The following is a 19,531-nucleotide window of genomic DNA, read 5'->3' on the forward strand; positions in this document are numbered from 1 at the left end:
GAGCCGTTCGCAGGGGAGGAGTCGGCGCGGATGAGCGCATAATGGATTGATGGATCCATCAATCCATCGAGGAGTCACCGTGTTCACCGACGCCAGCCGCCCGCTCTACGAGGTCAAGGCCAACCTCTTCAAGGGGCTCGCGCACCCCCTGCGCGTGCGCGTGCTCGAGGTGCTCGCGGCGTCGCCCGATTCCGAGACGCCGGTCTCCGCACTGCTGGACGCCACCGGGCTGGAGGCGTCCCACCTCTCGCAGCACCTCGCCGTGCTGCGCAACTACCGGCTCGTGACCGCCGAGCGCCGCGGCAACCAGGTGTCGTACCGGCTCGCCTACCCGCAGGTCGCCGACCTCCTGCGCGTCGCAAGGGCGCTCCTCGGCGAGATACTGCAGGCCACCGAACGTCAGCTCGTCGAGCAGGCGGGCCTGCCCGACCTGCCGGCACTGACGGATGGCCCGGCCGCAACGGCCGCGTCGACCGGCGCGGCGGCCCGGCCATGACGACGACGACCGAGCGGCGCGCACGCCGCGGCATCCGCTCGCTGCTGCCCGGCGTCGCGGACTACCGCGGCCTCCGGCGGACGTGGCGGGGCGACCTCGTCGCCGGCGTCACGGTCGGGATCGTGGCGCTGCCACTCGCGCTCGCCTTCGGCGTGAGCTCCGGCGCCGGCGCCGCGAGCGGCCTCGTCACGGCGATCGTCGCGGGCGTCGTCGCCGCGGTCTTCGGCGGCTCGAACGTGCAGGTCTCCGGGCCGACGGGGGCGATGGTCGTCGTGCTGGCGCCGATCATCGCGACCCACGGCGTCGGCGCGCTCGCGATCGTGGGGCTGCTCGCCGGAGCCATCGTGCTCGTGGCCGGCGTCCTGCGGCTCGGGCGCGCCGTCACGTTCATCCCCTGGCCGGTGATCGAGGGGTTCACTCTGGGGATCGCCGTGATCATCTTCCTGCAGCAGGTGCCGGCCGCACTCGGCGTCCCGGCCACCGAGGGCGCGAACGCGGTCGTCGGCGCGATCGACGCGGTGCTCGGGGCGTCCTGGCCGGATTCGGCGTGGGCGCTCGCCGTCGTCGCGACGGTCGCCGCGATCATGCTCATCGCGCCGCGCATCCATCCGCTCGTGCCCGGGTCGATCGTGGCGATCGTCGTCGTCACGCTGGTGGTCGTGCTCACCGGTATCCCCGTCGCGACGATCGGGGCCCTGCCCAGCGGCCTCCCGGCGCCGACGCTGCCGGCCGTCGACCCCGCGACCCTCGCCGCGCTCGCGCTTCCCGCGGCCACGGTCGCCGCCCTCGCCGCGATCGAATCCCTGCTGTCGGCGCGGGTCGCCGCATCCATCTCCGACACCGGGTCGTTCGACGCCGACCGGGAGCTCGTCGGTCAGGGCCTCGCCTCGATCGCCTCGGCGCTGTTCGGCGGCATGCCCGCCACCGGGGCGATCGCGCGGACGGCCGTGAACGTCCGCACGGGCGGGCGCACGAGGCTCTCGGCGATCGTGCACGCCGTGCTGCTCGCCGCGATCGTCGCGGTCGGGGCCTCCGTCGTGGCATCCATCCCGCTCGCGGCGCTCGCCGGCGTCCTCATGGTCACGGCCACGCGCATGATCTCGGTCGCGACCGTGCGCTCGGTCGTCGGGTCGACGCGGGCGGATGCGATCGTGTTCGTCGCGACGGCCGTCATCACGGTGAGCGTGGACCTCATCACGGCGGTGCTCGTCGGCATCGCCGTCGCGGCGTTCCTCGCGCTGCGCGCGCTCGCGCGTTCGAGCGGGGTGCATCGTGAGGAGCTTCCCGGGCCCGCCGAGGTCGGCGACGAGCGGGTCGCACTGTTCCGGCTCGACGGGGCGCTCTTCTTCGGGGCGGCCGAGCGCATGCTCGAGCGCGTCGGCGCGATGCGCGACGTCGACGTCGTCATCATCCGGATGTCGCAGCTCCAGATCCTCGACGCGACCGGTGCGCAGGTCGTCACCGAGCTGGTCCACGCCCTCGAGCGGCGCGGCGTGACCGTCCTGGTGAAGGGGATCCAGGACCGCCACCTCGAGCTCGCGCGGCGGGTCGGCGTCATCGACTCGCTGCGGCACCGCAACCACCTCTTCGACGACCTCGCCGGGGCGGTCGCGCACGCGCGAAGCCACGTCCGCCGCGCGTCCGCCGCGATGTGACGTCCGGGGGCGGCCCGACGTACGATCGAGTCACGCCGGCCGGGGCGCTCGGGAGGGAGCACCACTGGCCAGCTGGCATCCGATCCTCGCCGCCGACGAGCCCGAACCGGGGCGGTGGCGGCTCGTCGACTCGCTCGGTCGCGAGTACGGCCGGGTCGACATCGTGCGCCTCGACGGCGCCGTGCGCTACCGGGCCGAGTTCGAGGGGCGACTGCTCGGTTGGGGCACCACCTTGCGCGGCGCATGCGAGCGCGTGCACCAGGCGTTCGTTCGCTCGCACGGCCCGGGGGAGTGGCAGGGGTACCCCGATTTCACGCCTGCCGAGACCTGAGGATCGCTCTCCCATGGAGGTGAGCATCCGTCGACTGTTCGGATGACTTTCACAGGGAATGGGCACGACTCGTGGAGAAAGGGTGTGCAGACTGGCGACTTCGCCGCGGCGACCCCCCTTTCAAGCACCGAGACGAGAATCGCGGCGCCCGAGGACAGCACCTCGAGCGCCGCCCACGAGATTTCATGCGCAACCAGAACAGTTCCCCCAGCACCACCCCGACCACCACCGACGAGTCCGTCGTCGCCACGCGCGCCCGGGTGCGACGCACCCGTCGCAACCGCCGAGCCGCCTGGATCGCCTCCGGCGCGGTCGTCGCCGTCGGCGCGCTCGTCGGCTCGGGCTTCGCCGTCCAGTCGGCCGTCGCCGACCAGGAGCGTCGCGTCGCCGAGACCGCCGCCATCGCCGAGGGCGCCGACCGCGGGATCGACCAGCTCGACGCCGCAGGCGGCCTCCTCGAGGCCCACGCCGTGAAGACGGCCGAGGACACGCTCAAGGCCGCGGACGCCACGATCGCGAAGGCGAAGGGCAAGGCGGATGCCACCGAGCTCGCCTCGTCGGTCGCCAGCCTCGAGCACTACACCTACCTCGCCCCCGAGCGCGTGTTCGAGCTCGCGAGCCTCACGTCCGAGAAGGTCGACCAGGTGAAGGCCAAGGTCACGGCGTACGAGAAGAAGGCCGCGGAGAAGGCCGCCGCCGAGAAGGCCGCGGCTGAGAAGGCCGCCGCCGAGAAGGCCGCGGCCGAGGCCGCCGCCGCCGAGCAGGCCGCGCCCGCAGCGCCGTCCTACCCGAGCGGTCCTGCCAACCCGAGCGGCGCGCAGGCGACCGCGCGCGACCTGATGGCCTCGATGTACGGCTGGGGCGACGACCAGTTCGGCTGCCTCGTGGACCTCTGGAACAAGGAGTCGGGCTGGAACGTCTACGCCCAGAACCCGTCGAGCGGTGCGTACGGCATCCCGCAGGCGCTGCCCGGCGACAAGATGGCGACCGCCGGTGCCGACTGGGCCACCAACGCGGCCACCCAGATCACCTGGGGCCTCGGCTACATCGCCGGCCGCTACGGCACGCCCTGCGGCGCCTGGTCGCACTCGGTCTCGGTCGGCTGGTACTGATCCCGGCCGTCCGCGCGGACGGATTCGAACTCACCCAGTGGCGGTCGGCGTCTCGAACGTCGACAACCACCGGCTGAGCACACGCTCGAGCACCGCTCGTTCGCCGGCGTCGATCGCCGCGAGCAGGCGGTGCTCGTTCGTCATGTGGGCCGTCATGACCTCGTCGATGAGCTCGCGGCCGGCGGGCGTCAGCGCGATGACGCGCCCTCGTCCGTCGACGTCGCTCGCGCGCCGCGTCACGAGTCCGCGTGCGACGAGGCGATCGACGCGCTTGGTCACCGCGCCGCTCGTGACCATGGTCGAGGCCGCGAGGTCGCCCGGGGTCCGCTCGAACGGGTCGCCGGCCCGGCGCAGCGTGGCGAGCACGTCGAACTCGCCCTCTGAGAGCCCGAACCGGTCGTAGACGGCGACCAGTTCGTCGGTGAGTGCGTTCGCCAGTCGGTGCAGGCGGCCGATCACCCCCTGCGGGGAGACGTCGAGGTCGGGTCGCTCGCGGCGCCATTCGCGCATGATGCGAGCGACTCGGTCGTCCGTGCCATCCGTCGTCATGCCGGACACTATATCTTCCAAGGAAGGTATAGTGTCTTCCATGGAAACTACATGGCGCTGGGTGCTCGTGACGGCGATCGCGCCGATCGCATGGGGGAGCACGTACTGGGTGACGCGGGAGTTCCTCCCGTCGGACGCCCCGCTCTGGGGTGCCGCGTTCCGCGCGCTCCCGGCCGGGCTGCTCCTGCTCGCCGTGCGCCCGCGACGCCCCCGCGGGGCATGGTGGTGGCGCGCGGCCGTCCTCGGCACCCTCAACGTCGGCGTGTTCTTCGCACTCATCTACCTCGTCGCGCAACTGCTGCCGACGAGCCTGGCGTCGACGATCATGGCGACCTCGCCCGCCGCGATGATGCTGCTCGCCTGGCTGCTCGCGAGCGAGCGGCTCCGACTGCTCCCGCTCCTCGGCGCCGGGCTCGGCATCGCCGGGGTCGCGCTCATGCTCGCGGGCGACGGCGTCGCGCCGCCACCCCTCGGCATCGCCGCATCCGTCGGCGCCATGATCCTCTCGTCGTTCGGCTACATCCTCGCCAAGCGCTGGCGCGCGGGCACGGACGTGCTCTCGATCACGTCGTGGCAGCTGCTCGCGGGGGGCCTGCTCCTGCTGCCGGCGGCCCTCGTCGTCGAGGGGCCGCCGCCCGCGCTCGACGCGGAGGGCCTCATCGGCTTCGCGTACGTGAGCGCGATCGCGACGGCCGTCGCCTTCGCCGCGTGGTTCGCCGGGCTCTCCCGGCTGCAGGCCGGGACGGTCGGGCTCGTCGGACTCCTGAACCCGGTCACCGGCGTGCTGCTCGGCGTGCTCGTCGCGGGCGAGCGACTCGGAGGGTGGCAGGTCGCGGGCCTCGGCATCGTGCTCGTCGGGATCGTCATCGGGCAGCCCGCCGCGCAACGGCCCGTCTCGTGGGCCCGCGAGCGCCTCGCCCAGCGGGCGGTCGGGACGGTCACGCGCCCGAGGCCCGCGCTCGGGCACCGGACCGAAGTCCCATCGCCCCGTCCGGCCGACTGCTAGCCTGCGCCGAAGGTGCCGCGCCCGGTGCTCCGGCTGCGGCGGAACGGGGGGATCATGGCTCGCGGCCCGTGGCGTCGGAACACCGGATCTCCGTCGGAATCGGATCCTGGCCCGGAGGAGGCGGCACTCGTCCCTCGCGCCTCGGTCGCCCTGCCCCGCGCGAGCATCATCCTGCTCGGGTTCGCGGGTGCCGTCGTCGTCATGTTCGGACTCGCGGCGGCCCGATCCGTGGTCGCGCCGGCGTTCCTCGCGCTGGTCCTGACGATCTGCGTCCATCCGGTGCGGGTCGGACTCATCCGGCGGGGCGTCCCCGTGGGGATCGCCACCGGCGGCGCCATCGTCTCGGTCTTCGCCCTGCTCGCCGGCTTCGTCGTGACGCTCGTGTTCGCGCTGGCGCAGTTCGCGACCCTCCTGCCGGAGTACACGCCGCAGATCCAGGCGGCGGCCGCCAACATCGGCGACGCGCTCGAGGGCGTCGGCATCGGCTCGCAGCAGGCCCAGGCCATCGTCGACGGGCTGGAGCCCTCGCGCATCATCGACGTCGTGTCCGCGGTGCTCGGCGGCGTCGCCGGCATCACGTTCTCGCTGGTCGTCATCCTCACTCTCCTGATCCTCATGGCGATGGACGGGACCTACGCGCCGGCCATCCTCTCCCAGCTGCGGCCCCGTCGCCCAGCGCTCGTGGACGCGCTCGTCCTCTACACGCGGAACGTGCGGCGGTACATGGTCGTCACGACCGCCCTCGGCGCCGCGCAGGGCGTGCTGAACTGGATCGCCCTCCTGGTGCTCCAGGTGCCGGGAGCGCTCCTCTGGGGCGTCCTGTCGTTCATCTGCAGCTTCATCCCGAACATCGGCTACTTCATCGCGATCGTGCCGCCCCTCGTCTTCGGCTTCCTCTCGGGCGGCTGGCCGGTGTTCATCGCCGTCCTCCTCGTGTACGGCATCGTGAACGCGGTGGTGCAGTCGATCGTGCAGCCCAAGGTGGTCGGCGGCGCGGTTCGCCTGAGCGAGACCATCACGTTCGTCTCGGTCCTCTTCTGGGCGCTCGTGATCGGGCCGATCGGCGCCGTGCTCGCGGTGCCGCTCACGCTCCTCGTGCGTTCGGTGCTGCTCGACGCCGACCCGACCCTCGCCTGGTGGCGACCGGCGACGGGGGACGTCGACGAGACGAAGGGGATCGCCGCCGAGCTCTCCGCCCAGGCGCGCGCGCAGGCGAAGGCCGACCGCGCCGCGCGCCCGCCGCGGGGGCGGGCGGCGCGCACGTCAAGGCCGTGATCCCCGGCGGTGCGCTCGCTAGCCTGACGGGATGAGCGAGCAGACGGGCGAGACGGCCGCCGGCGGCGGAATCCGCGAGCGGGTCACCCGCATCGTGCGGTGGGTGCTCAGCACCAAGCCCGCACGCGCGTTCCTGCTGTACCAGGAGCAGCACGGGGCGATGCTCGCCGACAGCGTGACCTACCGGACGCTCTTCTCGGTCTTCGCGGGCACGTTCCTCGGCTTCGCGATCGCGGGGATCTGGCTCTCCGGCAATCCCGACGCGATCGACGCGATCGTGGCGACCGTGAGCGGAGTCATCCCCGGCCTGATCGGCGAGGGGGCGGTGCTCGACCCCGACACGCTGATCCAGCCCATCACGCTGAGCATCGCCGGAACGCTCGCGCTCATCGGTGTCGTCGGAGCGGCCATCGGCGCGATCCGCTCGCTCCGGATCGCGCTCCGCCAGCTCGCCGGGCGCCCCGACGACGACAGCTTCTTCCTCTGGCAGTTGCTTCGCGACCTCGCGATCGCGATCGGCTTCGGCGGGCTCCTCCTGGCGGGTGCCGCCGTGACGGTCGTCGGGACGGGTGCGCTCGATGCGGTCGTCGGCTGGCTCGGTCGCCCGTTCGGCGGGGTCCTGTTCGACACCGGATCGCGCACGCTCTCGGTGCTCGTCGCCTTCGCGATCGACACCGTGGTCATCGCCGGACTGTTCCGGTTGCTCGCCGGGCTCCGCCCCGGCGCCCGTGCGTTGTGGTCGGGGTCGCTCCTCGGCGGCGCCGGACTGACGGTGCTCCAGGTGCTCTCGAGCCTCTTCGTCGGGGGAGCGACGAGCAATCCGCTGCTGGCCTCGTTCGGTTCGCTCATCGCGTTGCTCATCTGGCTCAACCTGTCGAGCCAGGTGGTGCTCATCGCCAGCGCCTACATCGTCACCGGCGTCGACGAGGCGCGCGACCGGGTGGCCGCGAGGTACGGCGCGACGTCGATGGCGCTGCGACGCCTGAAGCGCGCCGAGCGACGGGCAGCGGATGCTGCGGCCGAGGTCGCCGCCGCTCGTGACGCTCTGCCCGGCGTGACCGACCCGGCGGCGGGCGGACGGCGTTGACCGGGGGCCGCGCGCGAACGGCGGCACGGCCGTCGACGAGCGGCAGGGAGTCGATGCCCGCCTCCGACGAGGATGCACGGGCGCTGGTGCCACTCGCGAGGCGCACGCCAGACTGGTCGCGTGCCGACCGTCCTCCAGCTCACCCGCTCCGTCGTCGCGCCGATCACGCGGACCCGGCTGTTCCGCGCCATCGCCCCGGTCCTCCTCCCGCCCCTCGAGGCGGTCCTCGGGGCGCTGAGCGGCGGGCGGCTGCAGCTGGCGTCCCTGCTCGTGCCGTCGCTGGTGCTGCACAGCGTCGGCGCGCGGACGGGCGCGGCCCGATCGGTGCACCTGATGTACACGCCCGACGGGCACGGGCGCGCGATCGTGGCGGGCACGAGCTTCGCTCGCGATCGCCATCCGGCCTGGACGTACAACCTGATGGCGCACCCCGACGCGTGGATCACCGTGCGCGGCCGGACGCTCAGGGTGCGCGCGAGCCGCGTGCGGGGGGCCGAACGCGACGCGGCGTGGTCCCGGATCGAGGCGCAGTGGCCCGGCTACCGCGGGTACGAGCGCGACTCGGGTCGCGTCGTGCGGCTGTTCGTGCTGCGCCCGGTGGGCGAGCTCGCAGCGCCGCCGCGCGACCCCGCTCCGGCCGCCGACGGACCCCTCGACGGCCCGCCGGCGTCGGATTAGGCTGCACCGCATGTGCAGGAACATCCGAACCCTCCACAACTTCGAGCCCGCCGCCACGAGCGACGAGGTCCGGGCCGCCGCGCTCCAGTACGTCCGGAAGGTCAGCGGCTCGACGCACCCCTCGAAGGCGAACCAGGCGGCGTTCGACGAGGCCGTCGAGGAGGTCGCGCACGTCACGCAGCACCTGCTCGACCACCTGGTCACGTCGGCGCCGCCGAAGGACCGCGAGGTCGAGGCGGCGAAGGCGCGCGCTCGTGCCGCCCAGCGCTACGCCACGGCGAGCGCGTGAGCGGCGTCGGGGGCGCGCGGTAGCGTCGCGTCATGGCCCGCGACGCGACGACCCTCGAGATCGACGGACCCCACGGCGTGCGCGTCGTGCGGGTCTCCAGCCCCGAACGGGTGGTGTGGCCCGAGGCGGGCATCACGAAGCTCGAGCTCGCCGAGTACTTCATCGCCGTCGGCGAGGCGTTCGTCGCAGCGAACGGCGACCGACCCGTCTCCCTCGAGCGCTTCCGCGACGGCATCGGCGGCGAGTCGTTCTTCTCGAAGAACCCGCCGAAGGGCGCGCCGGAGTGGATGCGCGACGTGATGGTGACGTATCCGAGCGGTCGCAGCCATCCGCAGCTCGTCATCGACGAACCCGCCGGTGCGGTGTGGGCGGCGCAGATGAACACGATCGTATTCCACCCGTGGGCCTCGCGCGCCGGCGCACCCGACTTTCCGGACCAACTGCGCATCGACCTCGACCCGCAACCCGGCACCGGGTTCGCCGAGGCGGTCCCGGCCGCGTTCGCGTTGCGCGACCTGCTCGAGGAGGTCGGGCTGACGGGGTTCGTCAAGACCTCCGGCAATCGCGGCATCCACGTCTTCGCGCCGATCGAGCCGGTGCACGAGTTCCTCGACGTGCGGCACGCGGTCATCGCCCTCGGGCGCGAACTCGAGCGGCGGATGCCCGACCGCATCACCACGGCGTGGTGGAAGGAGGAGCGCGGCGAGCGGATCTTCGTCGACTTCAACCAGGCCAACCGCGACCGGACGATGGCCGGCGCCTACAGTCCGCGCGCACTGCCCGGCGCCGCGGTGTCGTGCCCGCTCGAGTGGGAGGAGCTCGACGCGGCGGAGCCCGCGACGTTCACGGTGCGGACGGTGCCCGATCGGCTCCGCGAACTCGGCGACCCCTGGGCGGCGATGCACGACGCCCCCGGGCGCATCGACACGCTGCTCGAGTGGTGGCAGCGCGACCTGGACGACGGGCTGGGCGAACTGCCGTTCCCGCCGGACTTCCCGAAGATGCCGGGGGAGCCCACGCGCGTGCAGCCGAGCCGTGCGCGCAAGCCCGACGCCGACTGAACGTCAGGCCTCGGTCGCGAGGGCCCCGCGTACGGGCGACGGTGGTCCGTGCACCTCGCGGTGCAGTCGTTCCATGCGGGCGTCGAGCTCGGCGGCGGTGCGGGCGGCGTCGGTCAACTGGTCGAGCAGCTCGTCGGGCACCCGGCGATCGAACTTGTAGTAGATCTTGTGCTCGAGGCTCGCCCAGAAGTCCATCGCGATCGTGCGGATCTGCACCTCGACGGCGACCGGGTGGGCGCCCGTCGAGAGGAAGACCGGGACCTCGACGATGAGGTGGAGGCTCTGGTACCCGTTCGCCTTCGGCTCGGCGATGTAGTCCTTCACCGTGATGACGCGCACGTCCTCCTGCGCGGTGAGGAGTTCGGCGATCCGGTAGGCATCCGAGACGAAGCTGCACGTCACGCGGACGCCGGCGATGTCGGTGATCGTCGACCGGATCGCGTCGAACGAGGGCCCGATGCCCTTGCGGCGCATCTTGTCGACCACGCTGTCGAGGCTCTTCAGGCGGCTCGAGATGTGCTCGATCGGGTTGTACGCGTGGGCCTGGCTGAACTCCTCGCGCAGGATCGAGAGCTTCGTGATCACTTCGTCCATGCCGAACTTGTAGCGCTGCATGAACCGCTCGGTCTCGTCGCGAAGCGCCCGCATCTCGTCGAGGGTCTGCCCGTCGATCGTGTCGAGCGTGCGCTGCGCCCGGTCGGTCAGCATCGGCTGCGGGGCGGGGCGGGCTGGCGGGGTTCCGTCGAGCGGCGTCACGTCGCCAACGCTACGGTGCGAACCTCGGTGTTCCCTCTGCGGGACCGATGCGCGGGCCATGGATACGGCCGCCGCCCGATCACTCGACGGCGTCGAGGTATCGCCAGCGGTCCTCGCGCAGGAATCGGCTCGTCTCGCGCAGCACGCCGCGTTCGTCCCCGTGGGCGTACCTCGCGGCGAACTCCACGACGCCCTCGCGGTCGAGCGGGCCGCCGCGTTCCGTGCGCACGATCTCGAGCGAGCGCCAGCGCACCTCCGGGTCGAGTTCCAGTCGCTCGGGCCGGGTCGACGGGTGCCACGTGGCGAGCAGGTACCCGGCATCGCCGACGACGAACGCGGTGTAGCGCGAGCGCATGAGCTGCACCGCGGTCGGCGCGGCGCGGCCGACGAGGAGCGAACCGCAGCATTCGCCGTAGGTGCTTCCGCTCCCGCACGGGCAGCGGGCATCGTCGGTCGGCCTCGGGAACGTGCGGTCGGGCTCCATGCGTTCCAGTCTGGCGCAGCGACGGTCATGGTCTGCCCAGCAGAAGTCGAGGATTCGTTCAGGAATACCGTGCAGAGTAGGGGATTCGTGCGCCCGGGCCGTCGGCTCGGGCCCGTCCATGCCCTCGCTCGGAGGGCCACCGACCCCCAGGTTCCGAGCCACCCCACGCCTATGCAGTCTTCCAACTCGATCACGCCTGCCCCCACCGAGACCCCCGACACCGACGGGAGCATCCCATTCCGCACCGAGGCGGCGACCCGCCGCGTCGTGCGGCGGAACCGCGTCGGCCGTCGACGCCGCCTGATCCTCGCCGGCGCGCTCGTCGCCGTCGGCGCGATCGCCGGGACGGGGCTCACCGTCAACGCCTCGCTCGCCGCGCAGCGCGTCGCCGAGACCAGCGCACTCACGGCGTCCACCGGCCTCGCTGCGGAGCAGCTCGGCGCCTACGCCGGCGTCGCGCAGTCGAAGGTCCACGCCGAGGCGGAGGACACGCTGACCCTCGCCGAGAACACGCTCTCGGACGTGGAGGGCAAGATCGACGCCGAGCCGCTCGCGTCGTCGGTCGCCACGCTCGGCGACTACGAAGCGCTTCCGATCGACGAGGTCCGGGACCTCACGATCTCGACCCGTGCGGAGATCCGCAAGGCGGAGGAGGCCGCGACCGCGCACGACCGCGAGGTCGCCGAGCGCGAGGCCGCCGAGGCGCTCGCCCGCGCGAACACGCCGGAGGGCGCCAAGCAGACCGCGCGAGCCCTGGCCGCCTCCCAGTACGGCTGGGGCGAGGCCGAGTTCCAGTGCCTCGTGCAGCTCTGGACCAAGGAGTCCGGTTGGAACTACCAGGCCGTGAACGCCTCGAGCGGCGCCTACGGCATCGTCCAGGCCTGGCCCGCCGAGAAGCTCGCGACGGCCGGCGCCGACTGGCGCACCAACGCGGCGACCCAGATCAAGTGGGGCCTCGACTACATCTCCCGTGGCTACGGCAGCCCGTGCGCCGCATGGGGGCACTCGCAGTCCCTCAACTGGTACTGAGCGACCGAATCGTTCGTGAGCCGTCGATCCGACCGGGTCGGCGGCTCACGCCGTCCGCGGGTCCAGCAGGGCGCGCCGGGTCGGATGCCGGTCGAACCACTGCTCGACGTACCAGCAGCTCGGCACGATCCGCAGCCCGGAGCGGGCCTCCACGTCGTCGACCGCGAACCCCACGAGTTCGGACGCGAGGCCGCAGCCGCGGTACGGGGGATTCGTGAACGTCCGCACGAACGCGACGGTGCCGTCGAGTTCTCGGTAGTCCAGCGCACTGGCGACCTGCCCGTCGATGCGGAGCACGTAGCGCCGGTGTTCGGGTTCGTGGACGAGTTCCTTCACCCGCCCAAGGCTACGCCCGGGTGGGCGCATCGCCCGTCAGCGACCGCGGAGTCGATCGAGGTCGCGCCGTTCGCGCTTGGTCGGCCGCCCCGCTCCGCGATCACGCGACGGAACGGATGCCACGGCTTCGCGTGGCGATGGCGCGGGGGTCCGGTCGTCGACGGCCGCGGCGGCGAGCTCGGCCGAGACGCGCTTCACGATCGGCCGACGGACGATGAGGATGCGGTCGAACCCGTGCAGCCGGACGCGCACCTCGTCACCCGGCCGCACCGGCTGCGCCGCCTTCGCCCGCTCGCCGTTCACCCGCACGTGCCCGGCCCGGCACGCCGCGGTCGCGGCCGAGCGCGTCTTGCACACCCGCACCGCCCACAGCCACGCGTCCACGCGCGCCGCATCGAGGTCCGCCATCGTTCCAGCCTAGGACGGCGGCGGGCTCCGGATCACCGGGTCATCGCACCAGGGCCCACCAGATCATCAGCATCGTCACGAGGAACCCCACGACGTAGTTGATGAGGATGAAGTGCCGCCAGCCCCGGTTCGAGGCGCCGGATCCGGCATCCGTCACCGAACGGTAGGGCCATGCCGCCCACAGGTAGGGGAGCACGAGCACCGCCGCCAGCGGCCCCGGCCACTCGGTGGCGAGCATGAGGAGCCCCGCCGCCGCCCACAGTCCGAGGGCGATCCGCACCGTCGTCGCCGCGCCGAACGCCGTGGCGATCGACGCGATCCCCGCTTCCCGGTCGGGGACCACGTCCTGCACGGCGCCGAACGCGTGGCTCGCCATCCCCCAGAAGAAGAAGGCGACGAGCAGCGCTATGAGCGGCCACGTGAACTCCGCACCGGCCACGGCGAGGCCGTACACCGCCGGGCTCGCGAAGTGCGTGCTCGAGGTGACGGAATCGAGCACCGGGCGCTCCTTGAAGCGGAGTCCCGGCACCGAGTAGGCGAAGACCGCGAACAGGCTGATCGCGAGCACGACCCACGACCAGGGTTCGTCGGTCACGCCGAGCCAGAGCATGACCGCCACGAGCGGCGCAGCGGTCGCGATGCCAGCCCACACGACCGTGCGATGGAGGCTCGGATCGAGCAGCGCCCCCTCGGCGCCGCCCTTCCTCGGGTTGCGAAGGTCGGACTCGTAGTCGAAGACGTCGTTGACGCCGTACATGAGCAGGTTGTACGGCACGAGGAAGAAGAGCGTGCCGACGACGAGGAGCGCGTCGACGCGTCCCGTCGTCAGCACGTACGCGGCCGCGAACGGGAACGCGGTGTTGATCCAGCTGATCGGCCGTGACGAGAGCAGGACCTGCCCGGCGCGGTGCCTGAACCCGCCGCGGGGCTGTGCGGCGCTCATCCGCCCGTCCCCTCGGCGCCGCCGTCGGGGCGCACGCGACCGATGAGGCTCCAGATCGCCGGCAGGAGCAGTACGCCGGCGAGCGGGTACAGGAAGTCCTCGATCGGAGCGAGGCCGACGGCCAGGCCCGATCGATGCGCATCGTCGTACGCGACGATGCCCGTGCCGACGATCAGGGAGTCGAAGACGGCCGTGAGGACGAACAGCACGACGGCCGCGATCCCGGTGGCGATCGCGCGGTGACGTGAGGCCGTGCGTCCCCGTGGGCGCACCGCCCAGGCCGCGATCGCGGCGACGGCGAGGAACGGCAGGCTGATCAGCAGGTACGTCAACGGAGGCCCTCCCGTTCGGGCGCCGAGGCCCGGCGGTCGCGCGCCGCGAGGAGGCGCTCGCCGCCGAGCACCAGCACGAGCGTGAGGTAGCAGAGGAAGGTCAGGAACACCGGTTCTTCGAGGGGCAGTTCGGGCGCGAGCTCGATCCCGGTCACGATCGAGGATGCGCCGCGGAAGAACACGCCGGTGACGATGCCCGCCGCGTCCCACACCAGGAAGAACGCGACGCCCAGCGCGACGGTCGCCGCGGCACGGAGCGGCGCGCGCCAGAACACGAGCCGCCAGCGGGCGTCGATGAGCGCCATGCATCCGAGGACGACGAGGAGGCCCGCGAGGTAGGCGAACCCCGTCATGCGACGGTCGTGCTCGGGTCGGCGGGTTCGTGCTCGGTCGCGCCCGCGGGTTCGGCGATGGGCCCGGGCGACCGGTCGCCCCGCACCCGCTTCAGCACGTTCTCGGCGCTGATCAGGCACATCGGCAGGCCGATCCCCGGAACGGTCGACCCGCCGGCGTAGTACAACCCGTCCACCCGCCGCGACCGGTTCGTGCCGCGGAGGAAGGCGGACTGTCGGAGCGTGTGCGCGGGCCCCAGCGCGCCGCCCTGCCACGAGTTGAGGTCCGCTGCGAAGTCCGACGGTCCGACCGTGCGGCGCACGACGATGCGGTCCGTCAGGTCGCCGGCACCCGTGACCTCGGCGATCCGACGGATGGCGCGGTCCGCGGTCTCCTCGACGAGTCGGTCGCCGGTGCCGTCCTCGCCACCGCGGCCGATCGCGGTGTCGGCGGGCACCGGGACCAGCAGGAACAGGTTGGTGTCGCCGGAGGGCGCCACCGAGGCGTCCGTCGCACTGGGCATGCAGGCGTAGAACGACGCGGGGTCGGGAACGTGGGGATCGGATCCGAAGATCGCGCCGAAGTTCGCGTGCCAGTCCTCGGTGAAGAAGAGCGTGTGGTGGGCGAGGCCGGGCACCTGCCCGCGGATGCCGAGCATGGCGAGCACTGCGCCCGGGCCGGGGTTGCGGCGGCGCCACCAGGCCTCCGGGTACGTCTGCGCGAACCGGGGGAGCAGCTCGGTCTCCGTGTGGTGCAGGTCGGCCGCCGAGACGATGCGGTGCGCCGGTGCGACGACGACGCGACCGGATGCCGACCGGAAGCGGGCGCCCGCGACCGCGGGACGGGCGCCGCCCGACGTCAGCTCGATCGACTCGACGCGCGCACCGGTGATGATGTCGACGCCGGCCGCCACGGCGATCGCGGCGATGCGCTCGATGAGCTCGGCGAACCCGCCGCGCGGGTAGAACACGCCCTGCTCCAGGTCCATGTGGCTCATCAGGTGGTACAGCGCGGGCGTCGCATCGGGCGACGAGCCGAGGAACACCGCCGGGTAGCCGAGCACCTGCCGAAGGCGGCGGTCGTGCACGGCGCGGGCGGTGAACCGCTCGAGCGGCGTCGAGAGGAGCGACGCGAACCGCCGCGACTGCCGGAGGACCTCGCCGGAGAGGAGGGACCGGGGGTCGTCGAAGTTGGTGTACAGGAACCGTCGTCGGGCGATGTCGTAGGCGGACGCCGCCGAGTCGAGGTAGCGCTCGAGCGCGGCACCCGCCCCGGGCTCGATGGACTCGAACAGCGCGACGTTCTCCGCGCGCGTGGTCTGCACGTCGAGCGGTTCGTCATGGCCGTCGGCCCAGACCCGGTAGCCGGGATCGAGCTGCACGAGGTCGAGTTCTGCCGCGGCGCTGGTTCCGAACAGGCGGAAGAAGTGGTCGAAGACCTCGGGCATCAGGTACCAGGACGGCCCCGTGTCGAAGCGGAACCCGCGACTCGACCAGCTGCCGGCGCGACCGCCCAGGACGTCGCGCGCCTCCAGGAGCGTGACGCGGTGGCCGTCCCTGGCGAGGAGCGCCGAGGTCGCGAGGCCCGCGATCCCGCCCCCGATCACTACGATCCGCTCGGATTCCCCGATCATCGTCGATTCCCTCCGGTGGTGAGCGCTGAGCGGACGGCGATCGCGAGCTTCTCGCCGTCCGGGACGCGGATGCGCGTCGCGATGATCTCGGCGGCGGGCGTGGCGCGGCATCGCGCCGACAGGCTCGCGAACAGGCCGTGGGCCGCCGCGACCGCGCTCCGCGCGCGTCTCGGCAGGTCGGGGAGCGCGGTCGCGGCGATCGCGAGGTCGCGGTCGATGTCGTCGAGGATCGCCGTCTTGTCGGCCTCGGTGAAGGCGTCCGGGTCGACGCCCGGGAAGTAGTTCCTGCCGAGGGTCCGCCAGTCGACCGCGAGGTCCCGCAGGAAGTTGATCTTCTGGAACGCCGCGCCGAGGTGGATCGCGCCCCGCACGAGGCGTTCCCGTCGATCGGGGTCGACCGCCTCGGCGCCGCCGTGCGCACCGGCTGCGAGGAAGGTCGCCAGGCACATCAGACCGACGACCTCGGCGGAGCCGTGGATGTACGGTCCGATCTCATCCGGCGCGAACGGGGCGGGATCGAGGTCGCGGCGCATCGAGGCGAAGAAGGGGCGCGTGAGCTCGGTCCCGAAGCCCGTCTCGCGAGCGACCTGCGCGAACGCGTGCACCACGAGGTTCGCGGAGTACCCGCACGCCATCGCCCGCTCCGTCTCCGCCTCGAGTCCGTCCAGGACCTCGAGCTGCTCGCCCAGGGTGAGCCCGGCCTCGGCCGCGGCACCGTCCACGACCTCGTCCGCGACCCGGACGAGCGCATACACCGACCTGATGCGTCGCCGGGACTCCGGTTCGAGGAGCCGGGCGGCCGCACCGAACGAGGTCGAGTAGCGGGCGATGACCGTCGCCGAGCTCGCCTCGGCCGCATCGGCGTATCGCTCGAGGAGCGAGGGGTCGTGCCGCCGGCTCATCGCACCCGCTCCGTCGCGCGCTGGGCGAACTCGCCGAGCTCGGCGCGGAGCGCCGGCGGCAGGTCGGCGGCGTCGAGTTCGTAGCGGGCGAGCGTGACGTGCTCGTGGGCGAGGGCCAGTGCCGCGTCGAGTGCGCCGCACGCGCGGAGCTCGTCGCGGAGCCCCTCGGCCGACTCGTCGTCGAGCGACGGGTCACCGAGGCGGGCCCGGATGAAGGGCCACGACGACGTGGTCGCGGCATGGGCGATCAGCGCTGTCCGCTTGCCCTCCCGCAGGTCGGCCGACGCCGACTTGCCGGTGACCACCGGATCGCCGAAGACCCCGAGCACGTCGTCGACGATCTGGAACGCGACCCCGGCGAGCCGACCGAAGCGGCAGAGCGCCGCCACCGCGGCCTCCGGAGCACCGGCCAGCACGGCGCCGGCGGCGAGCGGCGCCTCGAACGAGTAGACGGCGGTCTTCTGCTCGAGCGTCGCGAGCACGCCGTCGAGCGCCGGCGCGGATCCGTCGAGCGTCGAGACGACGTCGGCGAGTTCCCCTGCGGCCGAGACGAACACCGCGCGGTCCAGGATGTCGAGCAGCGATTCGCGGCACGCCCGATCGACCGGCAGCATCGCGAGTTCGCGATGGGCGCGGCTGAGCGCGAGGTCGCCGGCGAGCACGGCGGCGGTCGCCGCCCACACCTCGCCCGTGCGTGCGTCGCCGCCGTGCGCCTCCGCTCGCGCCGCGAAACGGCCGGCGACGTTCGGAGCACCTCGGCGGACGGTGTCGCGATCGATCAGGTCGTCGTGGATCAGGAACGCGGTGTGGAGCAGTTCGAACGCGAGGGCCACGTGCGTGACGAGCGCACGGTCCGTGCCGCCGAAGCCGCGGTACGCGGCCCACACCAGGCGCGGTCGGACGCGCTTGCCGCCGGAGCTCTGCTGCTCGATCGACTCCCAGAGCGCCGTGTAGTGGCTCCCGTACGCTCCGGCCCGATCCCGCGCGTCGGCGAAGAACCGGCGGAGCTCCTCGTCGATGGCGGAGTCGAGCAGTTCAGGCACGGAACAGCTCCAGCTCCTTCGCCTGCAGCACGAGCCAAGGGCTGAAGGCCCACGGTGCCGCCCCCACAGCGGTGGCGAGCGCGCGCGGGTCGACCCAGCGGTACTCCGCCACCTCGCGCGGGTTCGGGTCGGGCTCGCCTGCGGCGGTCGCGACGTACACGGGGCACACCTCGTTCTCGACGATCCCGTTGGCGTCGGTGGCACGGTAGCGGAACAGGGGGAGTGCCAGCTCGACGGTGTCGAGCTCGAGCCCGAGCTCGAAGTCCGCGCGGCGGCGCACGGCGTGGATCAGCGGCTCGGCCGGCTTCGGGTGACCGCAGAACGAGTTCGTCCAGACGCCGGCCCAGGTCTGCTTCGTCACGGCGCGACGGGTGACGAGCACCTCGCCGATGGGGTTGACGATATGGCACGAGAACGCGAGGTGCAGCGCCGTGTCGGGTCCGTGCGCAGCGCTCTTCGGAGCGCGGCCGATGGGCGTGCCCGACTCGTCGAGCAGGACCACCTCGTCCTCGACGGTCTCGGTCGTGTGGTTCATGGTGGCCTCCTCGTCCGTTGGGCGATGCGCCGAACCTGGGGTTCGTGTCCCCGAAGCTAGCAGCGGCCGCGAGTCGGGCGGAACAACCGAAAGTTGGACCGGCACGTCTCGGGTGTGCGGCGGATGCCGCGCACGGACATCGTGCGTCATGCTTGACGGGTGACGGGCGAGAGCGGGGACGGATGGGCCGAGGGGCCCGATGGCGCGCGGTACTGGGGCCGGTACGGGGCGGCCGGCCTGCTGCTCGTCGAGCCCGGCGGGGCCGTGCTGCTGCAGCACCGAGCGGCCTGGAGCCACTTCGGCGGCACGTGGGGCATCCCCGGTGGCGCGCGCCATCGCGGCGAATCCGCGCTCGACGCCGCGGTGCGCGAGGCGACCGAGGAGACCGGCATGCCCCCGGGCGTCGTGACCGCGCGGTTCGAGAGCGTCCTCGACCTCGGCTTCTGGTCCTACACCACCGTCGTGGCGGACGCCGCGCGGCGCTTCGAGCCTCGCCTGGCCGATCCCGAGAGCATCGCCCTGCGCTGGACGCCGATCCTCGCCGTCGAGGGGCTGCCGCTGCATCCGCGATTCGCCGAGGCCTGGCCGGCGTTGCGCGACCGGCTCCACGACCCTGCCGCTCGCTAGGATCGGAGCGTGGCCGAGAAGAGCACGGGGGTGTCGGATCGGATCTGGACGCTGCCCAACGTCCTGAGCATGCTCAGGCTGCTGCTCGTGCCGGTCTTCCTCGTCCTCGTCGTCCTCGGCGACTACGTCCCGGCGCTCGTGGTGCTCATCGTCGCGAGCCTCAGCGACCTCCTCGACGGGTACCTCGCGCGTCGCCTCGGCCAGGTGACGCGTCTCGGCCAGCTGCTCGATCCCGCTGCCGACCGCCTGTACATCTTCGCCGCGCTCATCGGACTGGCCGCCAACGACCTCGTGCCGTGGTGGATCGTCGTGGTCATCGTGGCCCGCGACCTCTTCCTCGTGGTGCTGGGCGTCGTACTCGCGAACCACGGGTACGGTCCGCTCCCCGTCCACCAGCTCGGCAAGGCGGCGACGTTCGCGCTCTTCACCGGGCTGCCCATCATCATGCTCGGGCTGGCGTTCCCCGTCCTCCAGCCCGTGAGCGAGCCCTTCGGATGGGCGGTCACGATCTGGGGTGCGTTCCTGTACTGGTGGGCGGGCGTCATCTACGCGATCGAGACCGCGCGTGTCGTCCGCGAGACGCGGGTGTCCGGGCCACCGGCATCCGATACGCTTGAGCCGGGAGGTTAGC

At 72.5% G+C, this 19,531-nt stretch carries 25 protein-coding genes; 13 read left to right on the forward strand and 12 right to left on the reverse strand.

Annotation, left to right across the window (positions count from 1 at the left end; all coding sequences use genetic code 11):
• Positions 1–49: 49 nt before the first annotated feature.
• From ABME02_RS03345 to ABME02_RS03360, 4 genes are all read left to right on the forward strand, one after another.
• A complete protein-coding gene (locus tag ABME02_RS03345; protein ID WP_353813869.1) occupies positions 50–496 on the forward strand; it encodes an ArsR/SmtB family transcription factor in 447 nt (148 codons plus the stop codon).
• Positions 493–2,151: a SulP family inorganic anion transporter gene (locus tag ABME02_RS03350; protein WP_353813870.1), complete on the forward strand. Its 1,659-nt coding sequence runs from the start codon at positions 493–495 to the stop codon at positions 2,149–2,151. The genes ABME02_RS03345 and ABME02_RS03350 overlap by 4 nt, the downstream gene beginning before the upstream one ends.
• 163 nt (positions 2,152–2,314) lie before the next feature.
• Positions 2,315–2,482: a hypothetical protein gene (locus tag ABME02_RS03355; RefSeq protein WP_353813871.1), complete on the forward strand. Its 168-nt coding sequence runs from the start codon at positions 2,315–2,317 to the stop codon at positions 2,480–2,482.
• Positions 2,483–2,667: 185 nt separating this feature from the next.
• Positions 2,668–3,594, forward strand: a complete 927-nt coding sequence (locus ABME02_RS03360) for an aggregation-promoting factor C-terminal-like domain-containing protein (RefSeq protein WP_353813872.1) — start codon at positions 2,668–2,670, stop codon at positions 3,592–3,594.
• 30 nt (positions 3,595–3,624) lie between these two features.
• Here ABME02_RS03360 and ABME02_RS03365 read toward each other — a convergent pair whose 3' ends face one another.
• Positions 3,625–4,143, reverse strand: a complete 519-nt coding sequence (locus ABME02_RS03365; protein ID WP_353813873.1) for a MarR family winged helix-turn-helix transcriptional regulator — start codon at positions 4,141–4,143, stop codon at positions 3,625–3,627.
• 40 nt (positions 4,144–4,183) lie between these two features.
• Between ABME02_RS03365 and ABME02_RS03370 the strand changes: the two genes are divergently transcribed.
• The 6 genes from ABME02_RS03370 to ligD all read left to right on the forward strand — a co-directional run bounded on the left by ABME02_RS03370 (position 4,184) and on the right by ligD (position 9,539).
• On the forward strand, positions 4,184–5,149 hold the full coding sequence (locus ABME02_RS03370) for a DMT family transporter (RefSeq protein ID WP_353813875.1): 966 nt from the start codon (positions 4,184–4,186) through the stop codon (positions 5,147–5,149).
• A gap of 54 nt (positions 5,150–5,203) precedes the next feature.
• Positions 5,204–6,424, forward strand: coding sequence for an AI-2E family transporter (locus ABME02_RS03375; protein ID WP_353813876.1), 1,221 nt, complete (start codon positions 5,204–5,206; stop codon positions 6,422–6,424).
• Positions 6,425–6,455: 31 nt separating this feature from the next.
• Positions 6,456–7,511 (forward strand): YihY/virulence factor BrkB family protein, encoded by a 1,056-nt coding sequence (locus ABME02_RS03380; protein WP_353813877.1) that lies wholly within the window; start codon positions 6,456–6,458, stop codon positions 7,509–7,511.
• A gap of 120 nt (positions 7,512–7,631) precedes the next feature.
• On the forward strand, positions 7,632–8,189 hold the full coding sequence (locus ABME02_RS03385) for a nitroreductase family deazaflavin-dependent oxidoreductase (protein WP_353813878.1): 558 nt from the start codon (positions 7,632–7,634) through the stop codon (positions 8,187–8,189).
• 10 nt (positions 8,190–8,199) lie between these two features.
• A complete protein-coding gene (locus ABME02_RS03390; protein WP_353813879.1) occupies positions 8,200–8,478 on the forward strand; it encodes a DUF2277 domain-containing protein in 279 nt (92 codons plus the stop codon).
• A 32-nt stretch (positions 8,479–8,510) separates the two neighbouring features.
• On the forward strand, positions 8,511–9,539 hold the full coding sequence (gene ligD, locus ABME02_RS03395) for a non-homologous end-joining DNA ligase (protein WP_353813880.1): 1,029 nt from the start codon (positions 8,511–8,513) through the stop codon (positions 9,537–9,539).
• Positions 9,540–9,542: 3 nt separating this feature from the next.
• Here the strand turns inward: ligD and ABME02_RS03400 are convergent, their stop codons facing one another.
• Positions 9,543–10,187 carry a GTP pyrophosphokinase gene (locus tag ABME02_RS03400; RefSeq protein ID WP_436408239.1) on the reverse strand — a complete coding sequence of 215 codons (645 nt, stop codon included), beginning with the start codon at positions 10,185–10,187 and terminating at the stop codon, positions 9,543–9,545.
• 187 nt (positions 10,188–10,374) lie between these two features.
• Positions 10,375–10,779, reverse strand: coding sequence for a YchJ family protein (locus ABME02_RS03405; RefSeq protein ID WP_353813881.1), 405 nt, complete (start codon positions 10,777–10,779; stop codon positions 10,375–10,377).
• A 171-nt stretch (positions 10,780–10,950) separates the two neighbouring features.
• Between ABME02_RS03405 and ABME02_RS03410 the strand changes: the two genes are divergently transcribed.
• Complete coding sequence (locus ABME02_RS03410) at positions 10,951–11,808, forward strand: aggregation-promoting factor C-terminal-like domain-containing protein (RefSeq protein ID WP_353813883.1); 858 nt, start codon at positions 10,951–10,953, stop codon at positions 11,806–11,808.
• A 45-nt stretch (positions 11,809–11,853) separates the two neighbouring features.
• On the opposite strand, the gene ABME02_RS03415 is transcribed toward ABME02_RS03410, so the two are convergent.
• The 9 genes from ABME02_RS03415 to idi are packed head-to-tail and all read right to left on the reverse strand — an operon-like array spanning position 11,854 to position 18,273.
• On the reverse strand, positions 11,854–12,144 hold the full coding sequence (locus tag ABME02_RS03415; RefSeq protein WP_353813885.1) for a GNAT family N-acetyltransferase: 291 nt from the start codon (positions 12,142–12,144) through the stop codon (positions 11,854–11,856).
• 36 nt (positions 12,145–12,180) lie between these two features.
• Complete coding sequence (locus ABME02_RS03420; RefSeq protein ID WP_353813886.1) at positions 12,181–12,552, reverse strand: RNA-binding S4 domain-containing protein; 372 nt, start codon at positions 12,550–12,552, stop codon at positions 12,181–12,183.
• A 40-nt stretch (positions 12,553–12,592) separates the two neighbouring features.
• A complete protein-coding gene (locus tag ABME02_RS03425) occupies positions 12,593–13,495 on the reverse strand; it encodes a prenyltransferase (RefSeq protein WP_353813887.1) in 903 nt (300 codons plus the stop codon).
• Entirely contained in the window at positions 13,492–13,827 is a 336-nt protein-coding gene (locus tag ABME02_RS03430; protein ID WP_353813888.1) for a lycopene cyclase domain-containing protein, read from the reverse strand. Before ABME02_RS03430 ends, ABME02_RS03425 begins: the two co-directional genes overlap by 4 nt.
• Positions 13,824–14,180, reverse strand: a complete 357-nt coding sequence (locus ABME02_RS03435; RefSeq protein WP_353813889.1) for a lycopene cyclase domain-containing protein — start codon at positions 14,178–14,180, stop codon at positions 13,824–13,826. Before ABME02_RS03435 ends, ABME02_RS03430 begins: the two co-directional genes overlap by 4 nt.
• The gene (gene crtI / locus ABME02_RS03440) at positions 14,177–15,793 is read right to left on the reverse strand and encodes a phytoene desaturase family protein (RefSeq protein WP_353813890.1); all 1,617 of its coding nucleotides are present in this window, start codon (positions 15,791–15,793) and stop codon (positions 14,177–14,179) included. The genes ABME02_RS03435 and crtI overlap by 4 nt, the downstream gene beginning before the upstream one ends.
• The gene (locus ABME02_RS03445; RefSeq protein WP_353813891.1) at positions 15,790–16,695 is read right to left on the reverse strand and encodes a phytoene/squalene synthase family protein; all 906 of its coding nucleotides are present in this window, start codon (positions 16,693–16,695) and stop codon (positions 15,790–15,792) included. The genes crtI and ABME02_RS03445 overlap by 4 nt, the downstream gene beginning before the upstream one ends.
• The gene (locus ABME02_RS03450; RefSeq protein WP_353813892.1) at positions 16,692–17,738 is read right to left on the reverse strand and encodes a polyprenyl synthetase family protein; all 1,047 of its coding nucleotides are present in this window, start codon (positions 17,736–17,738) and stop codon (positions 16,692–16,694) included. Before ABME02_RS03450 ends, ABME02_RS03445 begins: the two co-directional genes overlap by 4 nt.
• Complete coding sequence (gene idi / locus ABME02_RS03455) at positions 17,731–18,273, reverse strand: isopentenyl-diphosphate Delta-isomerase (protein ID WP_353813893.1); 543 nt, start codon at positions 18,271–18,273, stop codon at positions 17,731–17,733. Before idi ends, ABME02_RS03450 begins: the two co-directional genes overlap by 8 nt.
• A gap of 159 nt (positions 18,274–18,432) precedes the next feature.
• Between idi and ABME02_RS03460 the strand changes: the two genes are divergently transcribed.
• Positions 18,433–18,900, forward strand: a complete 468-nt coding sequence (locus ABME02_RS03460) for an NUDIX domain-containing protein (protein ID WP_353813894.1) — start codon at positions 18,433–18,435, stop codon at positions 18,898–18,900.
• 9 nt (positions 18,901–18,909) lie between these two features.
• A complete protein-coding gene (locus ABME02_RS03465) occupies positions 18,910–19,530 on the forward strand; it encodes a CDP-alcohol phosphatidyltransferase family protein (protein ID WP_353813895.1) in 621 nt (206 codons plus the stop codon).
• Position 19,531: the final 1 nt, after the last annotated feature.

Origin of the sequence: Agromyces zhanjiangensis (assembly GCF_040496055.1) — a bacterium.
Taxonomy (GTDB): domain Bacteria; phylum Actinomycetota; class Actinomycetes; order Actinomycetales; family Microbacteriaceae; genus Agromyces; species Agromyces zhanjiangensis.

Bases quoted from the DNA above. Each gene is read 5' to 3' on its own strand.
- ABME02_RS03345 (WP_353813869.1), top strand. From the start codon at position 50: ATGGATCCATCAATCCATCGAGGAGTCACCGTGTTCACCGACGCCAGC.
- ABME02_RS03350 (WP_353813870.1), top strand. From the start codon at position 493: ATGACGACGACGACCGAGCGGCGCGCACGCCGCGGCATCCGCTCGCTG.
- ABME02_RS03360 (WP_353813872.1), top strand. From the start codon at position 2,668: ATGCGCAACCAGAACAGTTCCCCCAGCACCACCCCGACCACCACCGAC.
- ABME02_RS03365 (WP_353813873.1), bottom strand. From the start codon at position 4,143: ATGACGACGGATGGCACGGACGACCGAGTCGCTCGCATCATGCGCGAA.
- ABME02_RS03370 (WP_353813875.1), top strand. From the start codon at position 4,184: ATGGAAACTACATGGCGCTGGGTGCTCGTGACGGCGATCGCGCCGATC.
- ABME02_RS03375 (WP_353813876.1), top strand. From the start codon at position 5,204: ATGGCTCGCGGCCCGTGGCGTCGGAACACCGGATCTCCGTCGGAATCG.
- ABME02_RS03380 (WP_353813877.1), top strand. From the start codon at position 6,456: ATGAGCGAGCAGACGGGCGAGACGGCCGCCGGCGGCGGAATCCGCGAG.
- ABME02_RS03390 (WP_353813879.1), top strand. From the start codon at position 8,200: ATGTGCAGGAACATCCGAACCCTCCACAACTTCGAGCCCGCCGCCACG.
- ligD (WP_353813880.1), top strand. From the start codon at position 8,511: ATGGCCCGCGACGCGACGACCCTCGAGATCGACGGACCCCACGGCGTG.
- ABME02_RS03400 (WP_436408239.1), bottom strand. From the start codon at position 10,187: ATGCGGGCGCTTCGCGACGAGACCGAGCGGTTCATGCAGCGCTACAAG.
- ABME02_RS03405 (WP_353813881.1), bottom strand. From the start codon at position 10,779: ATGGAGCCCGACCGCACGTTCCCGAGGCCGACCGACGATGCCCGCTGC.
- ABME02_RS03410 (WP_353813883.1), top strand. From the start codon at position 10,951: ATGCAGTCTTCCAACTCGATCACGCCTGCCCCCACCGAGACCCCCGAC.
- ABME02_RS03420 (WP_353813886.1), bottom strand. From the start codon at position 12,552: ATGGCGGACCTCGATGCGGCGCGCGTGGACGCGTGGCTGTGGGCGGTG.
- ABME02_RS03425 (WP_353813887.1), bottom strand. From the start codon at position 13,495: ATGAGCGCCGCACAGCCCCGCGGCGGGTTCAGGCACCGCGCCGGGCAG.
- ABME02_RS03435 (WP_353813889.1), bottom strand. From the start codon at position 14,180: ATGACGGGGTTCGCCTACCTCGCGGGCCTCCTCGTCGTCCTCGGATGC.
- crtI (WP_353813890.1), bottom strand. From the start codon at position 15,793: ATGATCGGGGAATCCGAGCGGATCGTAGTGATCGGGGGCGGGATCGCG.
- ABME02_RS03445 (WP_353813891.1), bottom strand. From the start codon at position 16,695: ATGAGCCGGCGGCACGACCCCTCGCTCCTCGAGCGATACGCCGATGCG.
- idi (WP_353813893.1), bottom strand. From the start codon at position 18,273: ATGAACCACACGACCGAGACCGTCGAGGACGAGGTGGTCCTGCTCGAC.